Here is a 17,011-nt window from a genome sequence, read left to right on the forward strand (position 1 = left end):
CATGGCGCAGCCCGTCCTCGCCCTCGGGTGCGCGCTGGTCACCGGCGCCGGCTGCGTCTGGTACCTGCCGGCCCTGGCCGACCTGCGGGCCGGGGCGGCCGACCGGCCGCCCTCCCGCCGGACCGCGGCGTTCGCCTGCCTGACCGGCTGGGGCACCGTCGCGGCCGTCGGTCTGACCCTGCTGGTCACGGCGTCGTGGTGGGCGCCGTGCGCGGTGACGGCGGCAGGCGGCACCGCCGTCGCCGTCCTGCGGGTCCGGGCCGCGCTGCGGCGCGCCGGTGAGCGCCGGGAGACCGCCCGGCTCTGGGCCGGCCTGGCCCCCGGCGGCCCGCTGCCGCCGGGCTCATTCCGGCGCGGGGCGGTCGCCGCCCTGGCCGTCGCCCTTCCGGTCGCGGTGGCGGCGGCGGTCCTGGTTCCGGCTGCGGGCGTGACCCTGGCGCGTTGATCCCGTGCGGCGCGGAACGGGCGGGTGCCCGGCGGGCGCTCAGTCCGCGGTGCGGTCTGCGGGGCGCTCCAGGAAGCGCACCATGTTCCCCGCCGGGTCGCGGAACGCGCAGTCCCGCATCCCGTACGGCTGGTCCACCGGCTCCTGGAGCACGTCGGCGCCCGCGGCCCGCACCCGCTCGAAGAGGGCGTCGCAGTCGGTGGTGGTGAAGTTGACCCCGCGCAGCATGCCCTTGGCGAGCAGCTCGGCCATCGCCTGCTTGTCGGCGGGGGAGGCGTCCGGGCTCGCGGCCGGCGGCTCCAGGACGATCTCCACGTCCTGCTCGGGGGAGCCGACGGTCACCCAGCGCATCCCCTCGAACCCCACGTCGTTGCGCACCTCGAAGCCCAGTACGTCGCAGTAGAACGCCAGCGCCTTGTCGTGGTCGTCGACCGCGATGAAGCACTGGGCGAGCCGCACGTCCGTCGCCCTGTCCATACCGTTCCTGTTCATGCCGTCCACGCTAGGCCGTGCCGCTCACGTCAGAGGTTCCCGCTCGGATCGACCCGCCGCCGGACCCGGACCGGCCGGGTGTACGTCCGCACGACGCACGGCGGGATGACCGCGCTCTCCTCGTGCGAGCGGGCGCGATAGGCGCTCGGCGTCTCCCCGACCAGCTCGGTGAAGCGCGAGCTGAACGATCCGAGGGAGGTGCAGCCGACCGCGAGACACACCTCGGTCACCGAAAGGTCGCCCTTGCGCAGCAGCGCCTTCGCGCGCTCGATCCGCCGCGTCATCAGATACGCGTACGGCGTCTGCCCGTACGCCGCCCGGAAGCTGCGCTGGAAGTGGCCGGGCGACATCAGCGCGGTCCGCGCCAGCTCCGCGATGTCGAGGGGCTCGGCGTACTCCCGGTCCATCCGGTCCCGGGCCCGCCGCAGCCGGACCAGGTCCTCCAGCTCCATGCGCCCAGCATCCCACGGGCCCTGCGGGCGACGCCGGGAAACACCGAAGGGGACCCGCCGCGTGAAGCGACGGGCCCCCTCGGGAAAAAGCCCCAGACCCGCGATGGTGCACCGACCGCCGGCCGTAAGGAGCGGCGAGGCCGGGTCAGGCCTTCTTGGTCTCCCAGAAGATCTTGTCGATCTGGGCGATGTAGTCCAGCGCCTTCTGGCCGGTGGCCGGGTCGGTCGACGCCTTGGCGGCCGAGAGGGCCTTCAGGGTGTCGTTGACCAGCTGGTGCAGCTCCGGGTACTTCTCGAAGTGCGGCGGCTTGAAGTAGTCGCTCCACAGCACGGAGACGTGGTGCTTCGCCAGCTCGGCGCGCTGCTCCTTGATGACCGTGGCGCGGGCCTGGAAGTGCGGGTCGTCGTTGCCGGCCATCTTCTCCTGGACGGCCTTGACCGACTCCGCCTCGATGCGGGCCTGGGCCGGGTCGTACACACCGCAGGGCAGGTCGCAGTGGGCGCTGACCTTGACCCTGGGGGCAAACAGGCGGGAAAGCATGAAGCGTTTCCTTCCTCGTGATCGTCTTCTCACAGGGGACATTACTCCGTGACGGACCGGTTTTCGCGAGTGCCCCCGTGGGCTTAGGACAAAAGTCCGGGGTCAGACTGAGACTGGTGGAGGAAGAACCGGGGAGGTGCCGGGAGATGCCGGAGCTGTCGCAGGACGCCGAGCGGGTGAGGGCGCCGCTGCCCTTCGGGGTGGCCGAGGTGACCGGGCCCTCGATGGTGCCCACGCTGCACCACGGGGACCGGCTCCTGGTCCACTACGGGGCGCGGGTGAAACGCGGCGACGTGATCGTGCTGCGCCATCCGTTCCAGCAGGACCTGCTGGTCGTCAAGCGGGCGGCCGAGCGGCGCGACGGCGGCTGGTGGGTGCTCGGGGACAACGCGTACGCGGGCGGCGACAGCACCGACTACGGCGTCGTCCCCGACGAGCTGGTGCTGGGCCGGGTCCGGTTCCGCTACCGGCCGCGCTCCACGGCCCGGCGGTCGCCGCCGGCGCTGCTGGGCTGGCTGCTGACGTCGGCCCGCCCGGTGCTCTCCGACCGGTCCGCCTCCAGGCGTTTGCGGGCCCGGTAGGCGGCCACGTTCGCACGGGTGGCGCAGCGGTCCGAGCAGTAGCGCCGGGAGCGGTTGGTCGAGGTGTCCAGGTAGGCGTTGCGGCAGGGCGCCGCCTCGCAGAGCCCGAGGCGGTCGACGCCGTACTCGGTGAGGTGGAAGGCCAGGCCCATCGCGGCGATCGCGGCGTAACCGGCGGTCGCGTTGGACGGATGGTCGGCCAGGTGCATGTGCCACAGCGGGCGGCCGTCGTCGTCGCGGAAGTCGTGGCCGGAGATCTGCGGGCTCACCGGGAACTCCAGCAGCAGGGAGTTCAGCAGGTCGACGGCGAGGGTCTCGTCGCCGCCGTTCGCCGCCTCGAAGACCGACCGGAGCCTGGCCCGGACCGAGCGGAACCGCGTCACGTCCGCCTCGGTGGCCCGCCGGGCGGCCGACCGGTTGCCGCCGAACAGGTCGCGCACGGCCTCGACCGAGGTGAGCGCGTCCGTGCCCCGGACCGGCTCCTCGGTGTTCACGAGACGGACGGCGTAGTCCGAGTAATAGGCCAGTTCCACTTGTAGTCCTTACGCAGGGGCTCTATGGTCGTGCGTGCGGTCGGGTAACAGACGATCGTGCATCCAGGGTATTACGGAGTGCACCGCGAGGGAGGGGCCCATGACGGACTCGCACACCACCACGGCCGGCGCCGACTGGCAGGCCTGGCAGGAGAGCTGGGACCGCCAGCAGGAGTGGTACATGCCTGACCGGGAGGAACGCTTCCGGGTCATGCTCGACATGGTCGAAGCGCTCGTCGGCACCGCCCCGCGCGTCCTGGACCTGGCCTGCGGCACCGGCAGCATCACCGCCCGGCTCCTCGCCCGCCTCCCGGACGCCACCAGCACCGGCGTCGACCTGGACCCGGCGCTGCTCGCCATCGCCGAGGGCACGTTCGCCGGCGACGAGCGGGTCACCTTCGTCACCGCCGACCTCAAGGACCCCGGCTGGGCCACGCAGCTCCCGCACGACTCCTACGACGCCGTGCTCACCGCGACGGCCCTGCACTGGCTGCACCGGGAACCCCTCGCGGACCTCTACGGGCACCTCGCCGGCCTGGTCCGCGACGGCGGCGTCTTCATGAACGCCGACCACATGACCGACGAGACCACGCCCCGGATCAACGCGGCCGAGCGCGCCCAGCGCCACGCCCGCATGGACCGGGCCAAGGAGCAGGGCGCCCTCGACTGGGCCGAGTGGTGGCAGCTCGCCGCGAAGGACCCCGTCCTCGCCGGGCCCACCGCCCGCCGCTTCGAGATCTACGGCGAGCACGCCGAGGGCGACACCCCCTCCCCGGCCTGGCACGCGCGCACGCTCCGCGAGGCCGGCTTCGCCGAGGCCCGCCCGGTGTGGTGCTCGCCGTCGGACACCCTGCTGCTGGCCCTGAAGTAGCAGGCACGGGGCAGACGGAAGGGGCGGTACGGAGGACTCCGTACCGCCCCTTCGCCGTGCGGGCGCCGAGGTCAGAGGACCTTGGACAGGAACGACTTGGTGCGCTCGTGCTGCGGGTCGGTCAGCACCTCGCGCGGGTGGCCGGACTCGACCACCACACCGCCGTCCATGAACACCAGGCTGTCGCCCACCTCGCGGGCGAAGCCCATCTCGTGGGTGACGACGATCATCGTCATGCCCGACTCGGCCAGGTCGCGCATGACGTCGAGGACGTCACCGACCAGCTCCGGGTCGAGCGCCGAGGTCGGCTCGTCGAACAGCATCAGCTTCGGGTCCATGGCGAGCGCCCGGGCGATCGCCACCCGCTGCTGCTGGCCGCCGGAGAGCTGGGAGGGGTAGTTCCCGGCCTTGTCGGCCAGGCCCACCCGGTCCAGCAGCTCCAGCGCCCGCTGCCGGGCGGCGGACCGGTTGACGCCCTTGACCTGGACCGGCGCCTCCATGATGTTCTCGACGGCCGTCATGTGCGGGAACAGGTTGAAGCGCTGGAAGACCATGCCGATGTCCCGGCGCTGCTGGGCGACCTCGCTGTCCTTCAGCTCGTAGAGCTTGTCGCCCTTCTGGCGGTAGCCCACCAGCTCGCCGTCGACGTAGAGCCGGCCGGCGTTGATCTTCTCCAGGTGGTTGATGCACCGCAGGAAGGTCGACTTGCCCGAGCCCGAGGGGCCGATCAGGCAGAACACCTCACCGGTCTTCACCTCCAGGTCGATGCCCTTGAGGACCTGCACACCGCCGAAGGACTTGTGGACGCCCTCGGCCTTCACCATGGCCGTCATACCGTGCTGCTCCTCTCGCGGCTGAAGGCCATCAGGTTGACCTTGACTTTCTGCCACGGGGTCGCGGGCAGGTTCCGGGACGAGCCGCGCGCGAAACGGCGCTCCAGGTAGTACTGGCCGACGCTGAACACGCTGGTGATCACCAGGTACCAGATGCACGCCACGAACAGCATCTCCATCACGGCGTACGACGTGGAGCCGATCGTCGAGGTGGCGCGCAGCAGTTCGTTGTAGGTCACCGCGTACACCAGCGACGAGGTTTTCAGCATGTTGATGAACTCGTTGCCGGTCGGCGGCACGATCACCCGCATCGCCTGCGGGATCACGATGCGCCGCAGCGTCTTGCCGTGGCTCATGCCGAGCGCGTGCGCCGCCTCGGTCTGGCCGTCGTCTACGGACTGCAGGCCGGCACGGCAGATCTCCGCCATGTACGCCGCCTCGTTCAGGCCGAGCCCCAGGAGGGCCGCCATGAACGGCGTCATGACGTCGACCATCTCGTCCTTGTAGAACGGACCGAGGTTCAGCACCGGGAAGATCAGCGCCAGGTTGAACCACAGCAGCAGCTGCACATAGACCGGGGTGCCGCGGAAGAACCAGATGTACACCCAGGCGACCCAGCTGGTCACCGGGTTCTTCGACAGCCGCATCACGGCGAGGACCACGCCGAGGACCACGCCCATGACCATGGCCAGGACGCTGATCAGCAGGGTGCGGCCGGCGCCGGCCAGCACGGTGCTGTCGAAGACGTAGTCGCCGACGGTCTGCCACTGGATCTTCTCAGCGGTGGCGAAGGCGTTGATCAGCAGGCCCACCAGGCCCAGCACGACGACGGCGCTGACCCAGCGGCCGTAGTGACGGACCGGGATGGCCTTGATCACCGCGGGCGCCACGGGGGCGGGCCCGTCGTCCTTGGAGACGGCGGCCGCCGGTCGGGCGCCGTCCGTCCCCTTGTCGAATTTGTCGGTCACTGTGACTGCCCTTCAGTCGTGCCCGGGACCGTCACTTGCCGCCGTTGATCACGGCCTTGTCGATGGCGCCGGTCTCGGCGCCCCACTTCGCGAGGATCTTCTTGTAGGTGCCGTCCTCGATGATGGCGTTGACGGCGGCCTCCAGGGCCTCCGTGAGCTGCTTGTTGTCCTTGTTGACCGCGATGCCGAACGGACCGGCGTCCACCTGCTCGCCGACGATCTCGAAGGCGTTGCCGTTGTCGGCCTTGCGGACCAGGTCGACCGCGACCGGGTAGTCGTTCACACCGGCCACCGCGCCGCCGGACTTCACACGGGTCTGCGCCTCGGTGTCGTTCTCGAACGACTGGATCTTGATGGCCTTCTGGCCGGCGTCCGTGCACTTCTTGGACTGGTCCTGCAGCGCCTTCTCGTAGGTGGTGCCGCGCTGCACGGCCGCCGGCTTGCCGCAGAGGTCCTCGATGGAGTTGATCCCCTTCGGGTTGCCCTTCTGGACGTACACGGCGGTGCCGGCCACGAAGTAGTCGACGAAGTCGACGCCGGGGCCGAGCTTCTTGCCCTTGTCGTCCAGGCCTTCCTGACGCTGCTTGTTGTCCGTGATGGACGACATCGCGATGTCGTAGCGGCCCGAGTTCAGCGCGGTGATCAGGCCGTCGAAGCTGCCGGAGGTGAACTCGACCTCGACACCCAGCTTCTCGCCCAGCGCGGCGGCGATGTCGGGGTCGACACCGACGATCTTGCCGCCCTCCTGGAACTCCATCGGGGCGTACTCGGCGTTGGTGCCCGCCTTCAGGACGCCGGCGTCCTGGATCTTCTTGGGCAGCTTGTCGAAGAGCGGGGCGGAGTTGGACTTGTCCGAGCCGGAGCCCGAGCCCTTGTCCGAGCCGCCGCCGCTCTCGGTCTGGTCACCGCAGCCGGTGAGAAGCAGTGCGCCTGCGACCGCGATCGCGCCGACCGCTGCAATCCGTGAGCGCGCGGCGGTGGTACGACGGGTGGTGCTTGCGGTCATGGTGGGTTCCTCCGGCGGATGGGTGGAGTTGCCGATGGGGCCGGCGACTGCCTGTCGGCATCGCCGCGAGGTCGGCGGGGGCACACACCTTCGAGTGCCGCGACCTCGTGTGATTACCGCATCTTGCCATTCGGATTGGACCGTTCAGGGGGCTTGCGATGTCAAAATCGGATAACGGCGGGTTCTCGAACCCGGCCACTTGGGTACAACGCGGCCGCAGACTCTTCGGGAATCCTTCATTCCGGCCGCAAGATCTTCGCCGATACGCCTGTTGTGCGGGCGACCCGCCGAGCCGGCGGGGTACTTGCGGGCTTGCTGGGACTTCGTCCAGGTCTTGTCCTGATATCGGACGAAGCTTCATGGCGTCGGCATGTGACCTTCGCGTTATGGACTCGTCGCCGACCGCGTCCGTCCGGTAAGAAGGTTCTTTACACCCCTCATCCGGGGCTCAGGGCGCGTGTGCGGCGCGCCCGTCGCGTTCGGCCCGTATGTCACAACCCCTCCGGGCCTGGCGCGGTCCCGCCCACTCCTCACCAGGAGTGGCAACCCTCAAACAATGAACACTTAAGGGGTAAAACCAAGTGGCAGCGGAGATTGTCAATCCTCGCAGCGACAGCGAGAACCGGGACGCTTCCGAGCAGGGCGGCGGGGCAGAGCCCCTGGAGTCCTTCGACCCGGCGTTCGCGCTGCACCGCGGCGGCAAGATGGCCGTGCAGGCCACCGTGCCGATCCGTGACAAGGACGACCTGTCCCTGGCGTACACGCCCGGCGTCGCGAAGGTGTGCAGCGCGATCGCCGAGCAGCCGGAGCTGGTCCACGACTACACGTGGAAGTCCTCGGTCGTCGCCGTCGTCACCGACGGCACGGCCGTGCTGGGGCTCGGTGACATCGGGCCCGAGGCCTCCCTCCCGGTGATGGAGGGCAAGGCCATCCTCTTCAAGCAGTTCGGCGGGGTGGACGCGGTCCCCCTCGCGCTGAACTGCACCGACGTCGACGAGATCATCGAGACCGTGGTCCGGCTCGCCCCCTCCTTCGGCGGGGTGAACCTCGAGGACATCTCGGCGCCGCGGTGCTTCGAGATCGAGCGGCGGCTCCAGGAGCGTCTGGACATCCCGGTCTTCCACGACGACCAGCACGGCACGGCGGTCGTGACGCTGGCGGCGCTGCGGAACGCGGCGCGGCTCAGCGGGCGTCCGCTGGGCGAGCTGCGGGCGGTGATCTCCGGTGCGGGCGCGGCGGGTGTCGCGATCGCCAAGATGCTGGTCGAGGCCGGCATCGGGGACGTCGCGGTGGCCGACCGCAAGGGCGTGGTCTCCCGGGACCGCGAGGACCTCACGCCGATCAAGGCGGAGCTGGCGTCGTTCACCAACAAGGCCGGGATCTCCGGCACGCTGGAGTCCGCGCTGGCGGGCGCCGACGTCTTCATCGGCGTCTCCGGCGGCACGGTGTCCGAGCCCGCGGTGGCGTCGATGGCGGAGGGCGCGTTCGTCTTCGCCATGGCCAACCCGACCCCGGAGGTGCACCCCGAGGTCGCGCACAAGTACGCGGCCGTCGTGGCCACCGGCCGGTCCGACTACCCGAACCAGATCAACAACGTCCTGGCGTTCCCCGGCATCTTCGCCGGCGCGCTCCAGGTGCGGGCCTCCCGGATCACCGAGGGCATGAAGCTCGCCGCGGCCGAGGCGCTGGCCTCCGTCGTCGGCGACGACCTCGCCGCGGACTACGTCATCCCGTCCCCGTTCGACGAGCGGGTCGCCCCCGCGGTGACGGCGGCCGTGGCCGCGGCCGCCCGGGCGGAGGGCGTCGCCCGGCGCTGAGCGCACCCGTGTGAGGGCCCCGTCCAGGCCGTGGACGGGGCTCACGCACGTCGGGGGGGGGCCGCCCGGGGAGTCCGGGAGCGGACCGGTCCGGCGCAAGAGGGCGTGTGTCACAGGCGGGCACGGTTCCTTCGGCGGGGCGCGGAACCTATCGTCAAGGTCATGTTCGCTGTCTACGCCGCCCGAATCGATCGCGACCAGCCGCTCACGGGACTGGAGTCGGGAGAGCGACCCGCTCCCGGGTCCCGGCCGGGCTGGAGCACCGTCACGGTCAAGGCCGCCTCCCTCAACCACCACGACCTCTGGTCCCTGCGCGGCGTCGGCCTCGCGGAGGACAAGCTGCCGATGATCCTCGGCTGCGACGCAGCCGGGATCGACGAGGACGGCAACGAGGTCGTCCTGCACTCGGTGATCGGCCAGACCGGTCACGGCGTGGGGCCCAAGGAGCCCCGCTCCATCCTGACCGAGCGCTACCAGGGCACCTTCGCCGAGCAGGTCTCCGTGCCCACCTGGAACGTCCTGCCCAAGCCCAAGGAGCTGTCCTTCGAGGAGGCGGCCTGCCTGCCCACGGCCTGGCTGACCGCCTACCGGATGCTGTTCACCAACGCCGGTGTGCGGCCGGGTGACTCGGTGCTGGTGCAGGGCGCCGGCGGAGGAGTCGCGACCGCCGCGATCGTGCTCGGCAAGGCGGCGGGGCTGCGGGTCTTCGCCACCAGCCGGGACGAGGCCAAGCGCAAGCGGGCGCTGGAGCTGGGCGCCGTGGAGGCCGTCGAGCCCGGCGCGCGGCTGCCGCAGCGGGTCGACGCGGTGATCGAGACCGTGGGGGCGGCCACCTGGTCCCACTCGGTGAAGTCGCTGCGCCCCGGCGGCACGCTGGTGATCTCCGGCGCCACCAGCGGCGACCGGCCCTCGCACGCCGAGCTGACCCGGGTCTTCTTCCTGGAGCTGAGGATCGTGGGGTCCACGATGGGCACCAAGGACGAGCTGGAGGACCTGCTGTCCTTCTGCGCCGCGACCGGGGTGCGGCCCGTCATCGACGAGGTGCTGCCCCTGGACCGGGCCCGTGAGGGCTTCGAACGGATGGCGTCCGGCGAGCTGTTCGGGAAGATCGTGCTCACCAACCCCTGACGGGGTTCCCCTCGCTTCTGCGGCACTTCTGCGGCCGGTCCGGTGTTCCGGGCCGGCCGCCGTCATGTCAATCAAGGTTGACAGAGGCGGGTGTGTCAACGTAAGTTGACGTCATGACTGAGGCAACGGATCTCGCCGAGCGGGCGGGCGACCGCGACCCGCGGGTCGGCCTGCGGGCCGTCGCCGCGCTGCGCAAGCTGCTCGAGCAGCTGGAGGCCGTACAGGTGCGCAACGCGCGCAACCACGGCTGGTCGTGGCAGGAGATCGCCACCGAACTCGGGGTCAGCAGGCAGGCCGTGCACAAGAAGTACGGGAGGCATTGATGTTCGAGCGGTTCACCAAGGACGCCCGGGACGTGGTCAAGGAGGCCGTCGCCCACACCGAACGGACAGGAGCGGCCCGCGTCGGCGCGGAGCACCTGCTCCTCGCCCTGCTCGACCGGGAGGGCAGCCGCGCCTCCTTCGCCCTCACCGCCCTCGGACTCGACGAACGCCGCGAGCCCGTACGGGAGGCCCTGGAGCAGGCGCGGCGGCGGGGCGGACTCACCCAGGCCGAGACCGACGCCCTCGCCGGACTGGGCATCGACGTCCCGGAGATCGTCGCCCGGGTGGAGGAGACGCACGGCCCCGGCGCCCTGTCCGCGGAGCCGTCCCGCAGCCGGTGGCGGGGACACCGGCCCTTCGACCGGGCGGCCAAGGAGGTCCTGACCTGCGCGCTGCGCACCGCCACCGCCCGCGGCCACCGCCACATCGGCGACGAGCATCTGCTGCTCGCCCTCACCGCCCGCCCCGGCGTGCCCGCCGAGGTCCTCGCCGACCTCGGGGTGACCCACGCGTCGGTCACCCGCGTGCTGTACGGCGACGGCACGGCCAAGGCGGGCTGACGGGCCCTCGGGGGGCTCCGCCGTCAGGGCTCCGGCTCAGGGCTCCGCCGTCAGGGTTTCGGTGTCTTCAGCAGCGCCCCGATGCGGGCGGCGGCCTCCGACAGATGCCGGCGGGCGTCGCGCAGCTGCTCCTCGGTGACTCCGTGGTCCCGCGCGGCGTCCCGGACGTCGTCCCGGAAGCGGTCCAGCAGCCGCTCCAGGTCGCGCGCCGGGTCGCCCGTGGACTCCGCGGCGCTCTCATGACCCCAGGCGGGCGCGTAGCCGGCCGGGAAGTCCTCGGGGGTCGTCGAGTACGACGGGCGGGAGTCCGGACCCTCCGCGGAACCCGTACGGCCGAAGCCGAAGTCCTTCCCGAACTCGCCCATCTCCTTGACCAGCTCACCCAGACCCTCGCGTAGTCCGGACGGCCAGTCGCCGCGGGCGAAGTGGCCCTGCATCTGCTCCTGGACCTGCCGGGCGATGCGCTGCACCTGCTCCTGCGCCCGGTCCTGGGCCTCCTTGGCCTGGCGGCGGGCGCGCTGGGCCTCCTCGCGGGAGCGCCGGCTCTCGTCCTTGGCGCGCCGGGCCTGCTCCTTCCACTCCTGCTTGGCGCGGCGCATCTCCTCCTTGGCGGCGCGCCAGGCGTCCTTGTCGCCGAACATCGAGAAGTCGCCGAGACCGAAGTCCCCGACGGGGGCGTCCTTGCCGCCGGACGCGCCTGCGCCCCGCCCCTGCCGGGCCCGGCCGGCCGCGGCGCGCATCTCGCGGCGCAGGTCGCCCGCCGCGCCGGAGACATCGGCCCGGATCTCGGCGGCCAGCTCGGCGACCGACTCGCGGATCTCCACCTCCAGATCGGCCAGCTCGCCGCTGCGGTCGGCCAGTTCGGCGCGGCCGGCGTCGGTGATCGAGTAGACCTTGCGTCCGCCCTCGGTGGTGTGGGTGACCAGCCCCTCCGCCTCCAGCTTGGCCAGCCGGGGGTAGACCGTGCCCGCGGACGGCGCGTACAGCCCCTGGAAGCGCTCCTCGAGGAGGCGGATCACCTCGTAACCGTGCCGGGGGGCCTCGTCGAGCAGCTTCAGCAGGTAGAGGCGGAGGCGTCCGTGGGCGAAGACGGGGGGCATGTCAGAGCACCTTCTTGTCGGTCGTGCCGGCATTGTCTCCCGGGCCGCTCCGCGGGTCCGGCTCGTCCTCGCGGGGCGGGCGGCGGAGCAGGGCGATGGAGCCGGAGACGGTGGTGGCCCGCAGCGTGCCGCTGCCCGCGCCGAGGCGGCCGGTGAGCTTGTGGGCGCCCCACATGCCCTGCACCCGCAGGTCGTCGAAGGCGTTGGAGATGGCGCCGCTCGCCGTGTTGGCCTCCACCTCGGCGTCCGCCGGGTCGGGCAGCCGCACGGCGATCTCGCCCGAGACGCTGGTCAGCCGGACGTCGGTGGGGCCCCCGGGGTCCAGGTCCACGATCATCGAGCCGCTGACCGTGTCCGCCCGGACGGAGGGGCCTGAGCCCTCGACGACGGTGAGGTCGCCCGAGACGGAGGCGAAGTGGAGGTCGCCGGTCACGGACTGGGCCTCCACGCTGCCGGACACGGTGTCCGCGCGGACCGGGCCCGAGAGGTGGACCAGGGTGGTGTCGCCCGCGACGCCTTTCACCGCGGCGGGGCCCCGGATGCCGGAGACGACGGCGCCGGCCCCGACGACACCGACCTCCACACGGGTCTGCGCCGGGACGGCGAGGGAGACCACCGCGCTGCGGCGCCAGCCCTTGCGGTCGAGCCACTTGAGGAAGCCCTTCCAGGGGAGGTCGTCGTAGGCGACGGTCAGGACGCCGTCCGTGTGGGTCACGACCAGGGGCGGACCCTCCACGTCGGAGACCTGGAGGCGGGCGGTCCCGTCGTCCGTGCCCACGACGTTCACCGTGCCGTTGACGATGCGGACGTGGAGGCGGGTCAGGGGGGCGTCGAAGGTGAGGTTGGTCTTGTCCTGGACGGACCACTCGGGCATGGACGGCCTCCTGATCGCGGGGTGCCCCGGGCGTGGGCGCGTGCGTTGCGTCATATCGCGTATTACTCGATTCACGATATATCGCGGCAGATAAAAGTCAAGGCACGCGTTCGTGTGAACGGTGCCTTGGGTTTGCGCGGCACGACTGCCCGCGACCGGCGAGGACTTACTCGTCGTCCTCGTCGTCCAGGCGAGCCAGCCAGGTGGCCAGGCGTTCCACCGGGACCTCGAAATCGGGGTTGAGGTCGACGAAGGTGCGGAGTTGTTCCGCGAGCCACTCGAAGGTGACCTCCTCCTCGCCGCGCCGCTTCTCCAGTTCCTCGATGCCACGGTCCGTGAAGTACATGAGGTCAAGGATATGTGCCGGAAAACGGGGCGGGCCGCACCCCCGGGAAGGGAGTGCGGCCCGCTCGCGTACCGCGTACCGGTGCCGGTCAGGCCTCGAAGACCTCGCGCACCAGCTGCTCCTGCTCGGCCTGGTGGCGCTTGGCGGAGCCGACCGCCGGGGACGAGCCGTGCGGCCGCGAGATGCGGCGCAGACGCTCGTCGTGCGGCAGGTCGGCGCCGACCGCCAGGTCCAGGTGGTCGATCAGGTTGAGCGCGATGAACGGCCAGGCACCCTGGTTCGCCGGCTCCTCCTGCGCCCACAGGTACTTCTCGGCGTTCGGGTACTTCTTGATCTCCGCCTGGAGCTCGGCACCCGGGAGCGGGTACAGGCGCTCGATGCGGATGATCGCCGTGTCGTCGGCGCCGCGCTTCTTCCGCTCGGCGACCAGGTCGTAGTAGACCTTGCCGGCGCAGAAGACGACCTTCTTCACGGCGGCCGGGTCGACCGTGTCGCCGATGACGGGGCGGAACTGGCCCGTCGTGAACTCCTCCGCCGTCGACGCGGCGGCCTTGAGACGCAGCATCGACTTCGGGGTGAAGACCACCAGCGGCTTGTGGTGCGGGTTGTGCACCTGCCACCGCAGCAGGTGGAAGTAGTTCGACGGCGAGGTCGGCATGGCGACCGTCATGTTGTTCTGGGCGCAGAGCTGCAGGAACCGCTCGGGACGGGCCGAGGAGTGGTCCGGGCCCTGGCCCTCGTAGCCGTGCGGGAGGAGCAGGACCACACCGGAGGTCTGGTTCCACTTCTGCTCGGCCGACGAGATGAACTCGTCCACCACCGTCTGCGCGCCGTTGACGAAGTCGCCGAACTGGGCCTCCCAGAGCACGAGCGCGTCCGGGCGGGCCAGCGAGTAGCCGTACTCGAAGCCCATGGCCGCGTACTCGGACAGCAGGGAGTTGTAGACGTTCAGCCGCGCCTGGTCCTCGGAGAGGTACTGAAGCGGCGTGTACTCCTCGCCCGTCTCACGGTCGATGATGACCGCGTGACGCTGGCCGAAGGTGCCGCGCTGGGAGTCCTGGCCGGCGAGCCGGACCGGGACGCCCTCCAACAGCAGCGAGCCGAAGGCCAGGGTCTCGCCCATGCCCCAGTCGATGGTGCCGTCCTCGACCATCGACGCCCGGCGCTGGAGCTGCGGCAGCAGACGCGGGTGGACGGTGATGTGGTCGGGGATGTTCACCTGCGACTCGGCGATCCGCTTCACGATCTCCGTGCTCACCGCGGTGTTCACGGCGACCGGGAACTCGGCCTGCGGGTCGGACGGAGCGACCGTGGACGGCTGCGAGGTGGCCTCGCGGACCTCCGTGAAGACCTTCTCCAGCTGGCCCTGGTAGTCCTGAAGCGCCTGCTCGGCCTCTTCCAGGGTGATGTCGCCGCGACCGATCAGGGACTCGGTGTACAGCTTGCGCACCGAGCGCTTCTTGTCGATCAGGTCGTACATCAGCGGCTGGGTGAAGGCCGGGTTGTCCGACTCGTTGTGACCGCGGCGGCGGTAGCAGATGAGGTCGATCACCACGTCCTTGTTGAACGCCTGGCGGAACTCGAAGGCCAGGCGAGCGACGCGCACGACCGCCTCCGGGTCGTCGCCGTTCACGTGGAAGATCGGGGCCTCGATCATGCGGGCCACGTCCGTCGCGTACATGGAGGAACGCGAGGACTCGGGGGCCGCGGTGAAGCCGACCTGGTTGTTGATGACGACGTGCACGGTGCCGCCGGTGCGGTAGCCGCGCAGCTGCGACATGTTCAGGGTCTCGGCCACCACGCCCTGGCCCGCGAAGGCCGCGTCGCCGTGGATGGCCACCGGCAGGACGGTGAAGTCCGTGCCGCCCTTGTTGATGATGTCCTGCTTGGCGCGGGCGACGCCCTCCAGGACCGGGTCGACCGCCTCCAGGTGCGAGGGGTTGGCGACCAGCGAGACCTTGATCTGCTCGCCGTCCAGGCCGGTGAAGGTGCCCTCGGCGCCCAGGTGGTACTTCACGTCGCCGGAGCCGTGCATCGACTTCGGGTCGAGGTTGCCCTCGAACTCGCGGAAGATCTGCGCGTACGACTTGCCGACGATGTTGGCCAGCACGTTCAGCCGGCCGCGGTGGGCCATGCCGATGACGACCTCGTCCAGGCGGGACTCGGCGGCCGAGTCCAGCACCGCGTCGAGCAGCGGGATGACGGACTCGCCGCCCTCCAGCGAGAAGCGCTTCTGGCCGACGTACTTGGTCTGCAGGAAGGTCTCGAAGGCCTCGGCCGCGTTCAGCCGGCGCAGGATGCGCAGCTGCTCCTCGCGCTCCGGCTTGGTGTGGCCGCGCTCCACGCGGTCCTGGATCCACTTGCGCTGCTTGGGGTCCTGGATGTGCATGAACTCGATGCCGGTGGTGCGGCAGTACGAGTCGCGGAGCACGCCGAGGATGTCGCGCAGCTTCATCATCGACTTGCCGGCGAAGCCGCCGACGGCGAACTCGCGCTCCAGGTCCCACAGGGTGAGGCCGTGCTCGACGATGTCCAGGTCGGGGTGCTTGCGGACCTTGTACTCGAGCGGGTCGGTGTCGGCCATGACGTGGCCGCGGACCCGGTAGGAGTGGATCAGGTCGAAGACCCGGGCGGCCTTGGTGACGTCGTCGTCGTGGCTGGCGTCGATGTCCTTGAGCCAGCGGACCGGCTCGTAGGGGATGCGCAGGGCCTCGAAGATCTCGTCGTAGAACTTGTTCTCGCCGAGCAGGAGGTTCGCGACCTGGCGCAGGAACTCGCCGGAGGCGGCGCCCTGGATCACCCGGTGGTCGTAGGTCGACGTGAGCGTCATGACCTTCGAGATGCCGAGCTTGTTCAGGGTGTCCTGGGAGGTGCCCTGGAACTCCGCCGGGTAGTCCATGGAGCCGACGCCCATGATCACGGACTGGCCGGGCATGAGGCGCGGCACGGAGTGGACGGTGCCGAGGCCGCCGGGGTTGGTCAGGGAGACCGTGACGCCGGTGAAGTCGTCCATCGTCAGCTTGTTGTCGCGGGCGCGGCGGACGATGTCCTCGTAGGCCTGCCAGAACTCGAAGAAGTTCAGCGTCTCGGCCTTCTTGATCGCCGCGACGACGAGCTGGCGGTCGCCGTTGGGCTTGACCAGGTCGATGGCGAGACCGAGGTTGATGTGCTCCGGCTTCACCAGGGTCGGCTTGCCGTCCACCTTGGCGAACGAGTGGTTCATCGACGGCATGGCCTTGATGGCCTGGACCATGGCGTAGCCGATGAGGTGCGTGAAGGAGATCTTCCCGCCCCGCGCGCGCTTCAGGTGGTTGTTGATGACGATGCGGTTGTCGAACAGCAGCTTCACCGGGACGGCGCGCACGGACGTGGCCGTGGGCAGCTCCAGCGAGGCGTCCATGTTCTTCGCCACCGCGGCGGACGGACCGCGCAGGGTGACCTGCTCGGGGCCGGCCTTCGCCTCGCCCGAGGGCTCGGCCTTCCTGGCCGGGGCCGGCTTGGCGGCGGGAGCGGCCTGCTTCGCCGGCTGGGCCGGGGCCTGAGCCTGGGCCGGGGCCTTGGCCGCCGGGGCGGGCTGCGCGGCCGGCGCGGGCGCCTGGGTCTTCGCGGGCGCCTGGGCGTTCGCGGGCGCGGCCGGCTGGGACGGAGCGGTGGGGGTCACCGCGGCCCCCGCGGCCGCGTCACCCGCCGGAGCCGAGGACGCGGGAGCGCCCGGCTTGTAGTCGGCGAAGAAGTCCCACCAGGCTCGGTCCACCGAGTTCGGGTCCTGGAGGTACTGCTGGTAGATCTCGTCGACGAGCCATTCGTTGGCACCGAAGGCCGCAGCGGGGTTCTTGCCCGCTTGGTCGGTGTCGGTCGAGATGCTCGAGTTACTGGGGGACTGTGGCGACACGGCGTCAACCGCCCTCTTCCGCTTCGCAAGATGATGGACAGCGGAAATAAAGGCTACGCCTCCCCGCGCGAGAAGGTCAGGCCGGGCCCGTGCAACGTCGTGCACATCACATCTCAGCGGGTGTTTCGGCGCTGGAATTGGCGGGAAACAAGCGAGGTTCCGCTTCTTCCGACGGTATCAGGCATCGCTCGACCAGGGCCCGTCGCGCCCCGCGCGCGGGCCTGTGCCTGATCACACGTGTCCGCCAGG

General features: G+C 70.7%; 18 protein-coding genes. 7 read left to right on the forward strand and 11 right to left on the reverse strand.

The annotated features are described in order from the left end of the window. Window position 1 precedes the first annotated feature (1 nt). Window positions 2–445 (forward strand): hypothetical protein, encoded by a 444-nt coding sequence (locus ACP7TJ_RS22300; RefSeq protein ID WP_367494687.1) that lies wholly within the window; start codon window positions 2–4, stop codon window positions 443–445. Window positions 446–484: 39 nt separating this feature from the next. On the opposite strand, the gene ACP7TJ_RS22305 is transcribed toward ACP7TJ_RS22300, so the two are convergent. From ACP7TJ_RS22305 to sodN, 3 genes are all read right to left on the reverse strand, one after another. Beyond that, a complete protein-coding gene (locus ACP7TJ_RS22305) occupies window positions 485–922 on the reverse strand; it encodes a VOC family protein (RefSeq protein WP_093766988.1) in 438 nt (145 codons plus the stop codon). Between the two features lie 44 nt (window positions 923–966). After that, window positions 967–1,389, reverse strand: coding sequence for a helix-turn-helix domain-containing protein (locus ACP7TJ_RS22310; RefSeq protein ID WP_167744603.1), 423 nt, complete (start codon window positions 1,387–1,389; stop codon window positions 967–969). A 145-nt stretch (window positions 1,390–1,534) separates the two neighbouring features. Then, window positions 1,535–1,930: a superoxide dismutase, Ni gene (gene sodN / locus ACP7TJ_RS22315; protein WP_006136256.1), complete on the reverse strand. Its 396-nt coding sequence runs from the start codon at window positions 1,928–1,930 to the stop codon at window positions 1,535–1,537. Between the two features lie 146 nt (window positions 1,931–2,076). Between sodN and sodX the strand changes: the two genes are divergently transcribed. Beyond that, the gene (gene sodX / locus ACP7TJ_RS22320) at window positions 2,077–2,511 is read left to right on the forward strand and encodes a nickel-type superoxide dismutase maturation protease (RefSeq protein WP_167744604.1); all 435 of its coding nucleotides are present in this window, start codon (window positions 2,077–2,079) and stop codon (window positions 2,509–2,511) included. Here sodX and ACP7TJ_RS22325 read toward each other — a convergent pair. Continuing rightward, window positions 2,394–3,044 carry a CGNR zinc finger domain-containing protein gene (locus ACP7TJ_RS22325; RefSeq protein WP_167744605.1) on the reverse strand — a complete coding sequence of 217 codons (651 nt, stop codon included), beginning with the start codon at window positions 3,042–3,044 and terminating at the stop codon, window positions 2,394–2,396. The genes sodX and ACP7TJ_RS22325 overlap by 118 nt on opposite strands. Before the next feature lie 100 nt (window positions 3,045–3,144). Here ACP7TJ_RS22325 and ACP7TJ_RS22330 point away from each other — a divergent pair, with 100 nt between their 5' ends. Further along, complete coding sequence (locus tag ACP7TJ_RS22330) at window positions 3,145–3,915, forward strand: class I SAM-dependent methyltransferase (RefSeq protein WP_093766991.1); 771 nt, start codon at window positions 3,145–3,147, stop codon at window positions 3,913–3,915. Between the two features lie 71 nt (window positions 3,916–3,986). Here ACP7TJ_RS22330 and ACP7TJ_RS22335 read toward each other — a convergent pair whose 3' ends face one another. Genes ACP7TJ_RS22335 through ACP7TJ_RS22345 form a run of 3 tightly spaced genes read right to left on the reverse strand, consistent with a single transcriptional unit; the run spans window position 3,987 to window position 6,722 of the window. Then, window positions 3,987–4,748: an amino acid ABC transporter ATP-binding protein gene (locus ACP7TJ_RS22335; protein ID WP_323136803.1), complete on the reverse strand. Its 762-nt coding sequence runs from the start codon at window positions 4,746–4,748 to the stop codon at window positions 3,987–3,989. Beyond that, the gene (locus ACP7TJ_RS22340; RefSeq protein ID WP_189912068.1) at window positions 4,745–5,716 is read right to left on the reverse strand and encodes an amino acid ABC transporter permease; all 972 of its coding nucleotides are present in this window, start codon (window positions 5,714–5,716) and stop codon (window positions 4,745–4,747) included. Before ACP7TJ_RS22340 ends, ACP7TJ_RS22335 begins: the two co-directional genes overlap by 4 nt. 31 nt (window positions 5,717–5,747) lie before the next feature. After that, a complete protein-coding gene (locus tag ACP7TJ_RS22345; protein WP_228917213.1) occupies window positions 5,748–6,722 on the reverse strand; it encodes an ABC transporter substrate-binding protein in 975 nt (324 codons plus the stop codon). A gap of 581 nt (window positions 6,723–7,303) precedes the next feature. Between ACP7TJ_RS22345 and ACP7TJ_RS22350 the strand changes: the two genes are divergently transcribed. The 4 genes from ACP7TJ_RS22350 (at window position 7,304) to ACP7TJ_RS22365 (ending at window position 10,550) form a co-directional block, all read left to right on the forward strand. Then, window positions 7,304–8,539 (forward strand): NAD(P)-dependent malic enzyme, encoded by a 1,236-nt coding sequence (locus ACP7TJ_RS22350; protein WP_093766994.1) that lies wholly within the window; start codon window positions 7,304–7,306, stop codon window positions 8,537–8,539. Between the two features lie 162 nt (window positions 8,540–8,701). Beyond that, window positions 8,702–9,667, forward strand: a complete 966-nt coding sequence (locus ACP7TJ_RS22355) for a zinc-binding dehydrogenase (RefSeq protein ID WP_093766995.1) — start codon at window positions 8,702–8,704, stop codon at window positions 9,665–9,667. Window positions 9,668–9,780: 113 nt separating this feature from the next. After that, window positions 9,781–9,990: an HTH domain-containing protein gene (locus ACP7TJ_RS22360; RefSeq protein WP_028959309.1), complete on the forward strand. Its 210-nt coding sequence runs from the start codon at window positions 9,781–9,783 to the stop codon at window positions 9,988–9,990. Next, window positions 9,990–10,550 (forward strand): Clp protease N-terminal domain-containing protein, encoded by a 561-nt coding sequence (locus ACP7TJ_RS22365; protein ID WP_427764866.1) that lies wholly within the window; start codon window positions 9,990–9,992, stop codon window positions 10,548–10,550. Before ACP7TJ_RS22360 ends, ACP7TJ_RS22365 begins: the two co-directional genes overlap by 1 nt. 50 nt (window positions 10,551–10,600) lie before the next feature. Here the strand turns inward: ACP7TJ_RS22365 and ACP7TJ_RS22370 are convergent, their stop codons facing one another. The 4 genes from ACP7TJ_RS22370 to ACP7TJ_RS22385 all read right to left on the reverse strand — a co-directional run bounded on the left by ACP7TJ_RS22370 (window position 10,601) and on the right by ACP7TJ_RS22385 (window position 16,762). Continuing rightward, window positions 10,601–11,650 carry a helix-turn-helix transcriptional regulator gene (locus ACP7TJ_RS22370; protein WP_093766997.1) on the reverse strand — a complete coding sequence of 350 codons (1,050 nt, stop codon included), beginning with the start codon at window positions 11,648–11,650 and terminating at the stop codon, window positions 10,601–10,603. A gap of 1 nt (window position 11,651) precedes the next feature. Then, window positions 11,652–12,524, reverse strand: a complete 873-nt coding sequence (locus ACP7TJ_RS22375) for a DUF4097 family beta strand repeat-containing protein (protein WP_093766998.1) — start codon at window positions 12,522–12,524, stop codon at window positions 11,652–11,654. Between the two features lie 166 nt (window positions 12,525–12,690). After that, a complete protein-coding gene (locus ACP7TJ_RS22380) occupies window positions 12,691–12,870 on the reverse strand; it encodes a DUF6104 family protein (protein ID WP_003992906.1) in 180 nt (59 codons plus the stop codon). 88 nt (window positions 12,871–12,958) lie between these two features. Further along, the gene (locus ACP7TJ_RS22385; protein WP_367494684.1) at window positions 12,959–16,762 is read right to left on the reverse strand and encodes a multifunctional oxoglutarate decarboxylase/oxoglutarate dehydrogenase thiamine pyrophosphate-binding subunit/dihydrolipoyllysine-residue succinyltransferase subunit; all 3,804 of its coding nucleotides are present in this window, start codon (window positions 16,760–16,762) and stop codon (window positions 12,959–12,961) included. Between the last annotated feature and the right edge of the window lie 249 nt (window positions 16,763–17,011).

The sequence above is a fragment of the Streptomyces sp. DSM 41931 genome (assembly GCF_050271085.1).
In the GTDB taxonomy this organism is placed as follows: Bacteria; Actinomycetota; Actinomycetes; order Streptomycetales; family Streptomycetaceae; genus Streptomyces; species Streptomyces albogriseolus.

Excerpts from the sequence above, each read along its gene's own strand:
- ACP7TJ_RS22355 (WP_093766995.1), top strand. The coding sequence starts at position 8,702 with ATGTTCGCTGTCTACGCCGCCCGAATCGATCGCGACCAGCCGCTCACG.
- ACP7TJ_RS22305 (WP_093766988.1), bottom strand. The coding sequence starts at position 922 with ATGGACAGGGCGACGGACGTGCGGCTCGCCCAGTGCTTCATCGCGGTC.
- ACP7TJ_RS22335 (WP_323136803.1), bottom strand. The coding sequence starts at position 4,748 with ATGACGGCCATGGTGAAGGCCGAGGGCGTCCACAAGTCCTTCGGCGGT.
- ACP7TJ_RS22375 (WP_093766998.1), bottom strand. The coding sequence starts at position 12,524 with ATGCCCGAGTGGTCCGTCCAGGACAAGACCAACCTCACCTTCGACGCC.
- ACP7TJ_RS22360 (WP_028959309.1), top strand. The coding sequence starts at position 9,781 with ATGACTGAGGCAACGGATCTCGCCGAGCGGGCGGGCGACCGCGACCCG.
- ACP7TJ_RS22345 (WP_228917213.1), bottom strand. The coding sequence starts at position 6,722 with ATGACCGCAAGCACCACCCGTCGTACCACCGCCGCGCGCTCACGGATT.
- ACP7TJ_RS22370 (WP_093766997.1), bottom strand. The coding sequence starts at position 11,650 with ATGCCCCCCGTCTTCGCCCACGGACGCCTCCGCCTCTACCTGCTGAAG.
- ACP7TJ_RS22310 (WP_167744603.1), bottom strand. The coding sequence starts at position 1,389 with ATGGAGCTGGAGGACCTGGTCCGGCTGCGGCGGGCCCGGGACCGGATG.
- ACP7TJ_RS22330 (WP_093766991.1), top strand. The coding sequence starts at position 3,145 with ATGACGGACTCGCACACCACCACGGCCGGCGCCGACTGGCAGGCCTGG.
- sodN (WP_006136256.1), bottom strand. The coding sequence starts at position 1,930 with ATGCTTTCCCGCCTGTTTGCCCCCAGGGTCAAGGTCAGCGCCCACTGC.
- ACP7TJ_RS22380 (WP_003992906.1), bottom strand. The coding sequence starts at position 12,870 with ATGTACTTCACGGACCGTGGCATCGAGGAACTGGAGAAGCGGCGCGGC.
- ACP7TJ_RS22365 (WP_427764866.1), top strand. The coding sequence starts at position 9,990 with ATGTTCGAGCGGTTCACCAAGGACGCCCGGGACGTGGTCAAGGAGGCC.
- ACP7TJ_RS22300 (WP_367494687.1), top strand. The coding sequence starts at position 2 with ATGGCGCAGCCCGTCCTCGCCCTCGGGTGCGCGCTGGTCACCGGCGCC.
- sodX (WP_167744604.1), top strand. The coding sequence starts at position 2,077 with ATGCCGGAGCTGTCGCAGGACGCCGAGCGGGTGAGGGCGCCGCTGCCC.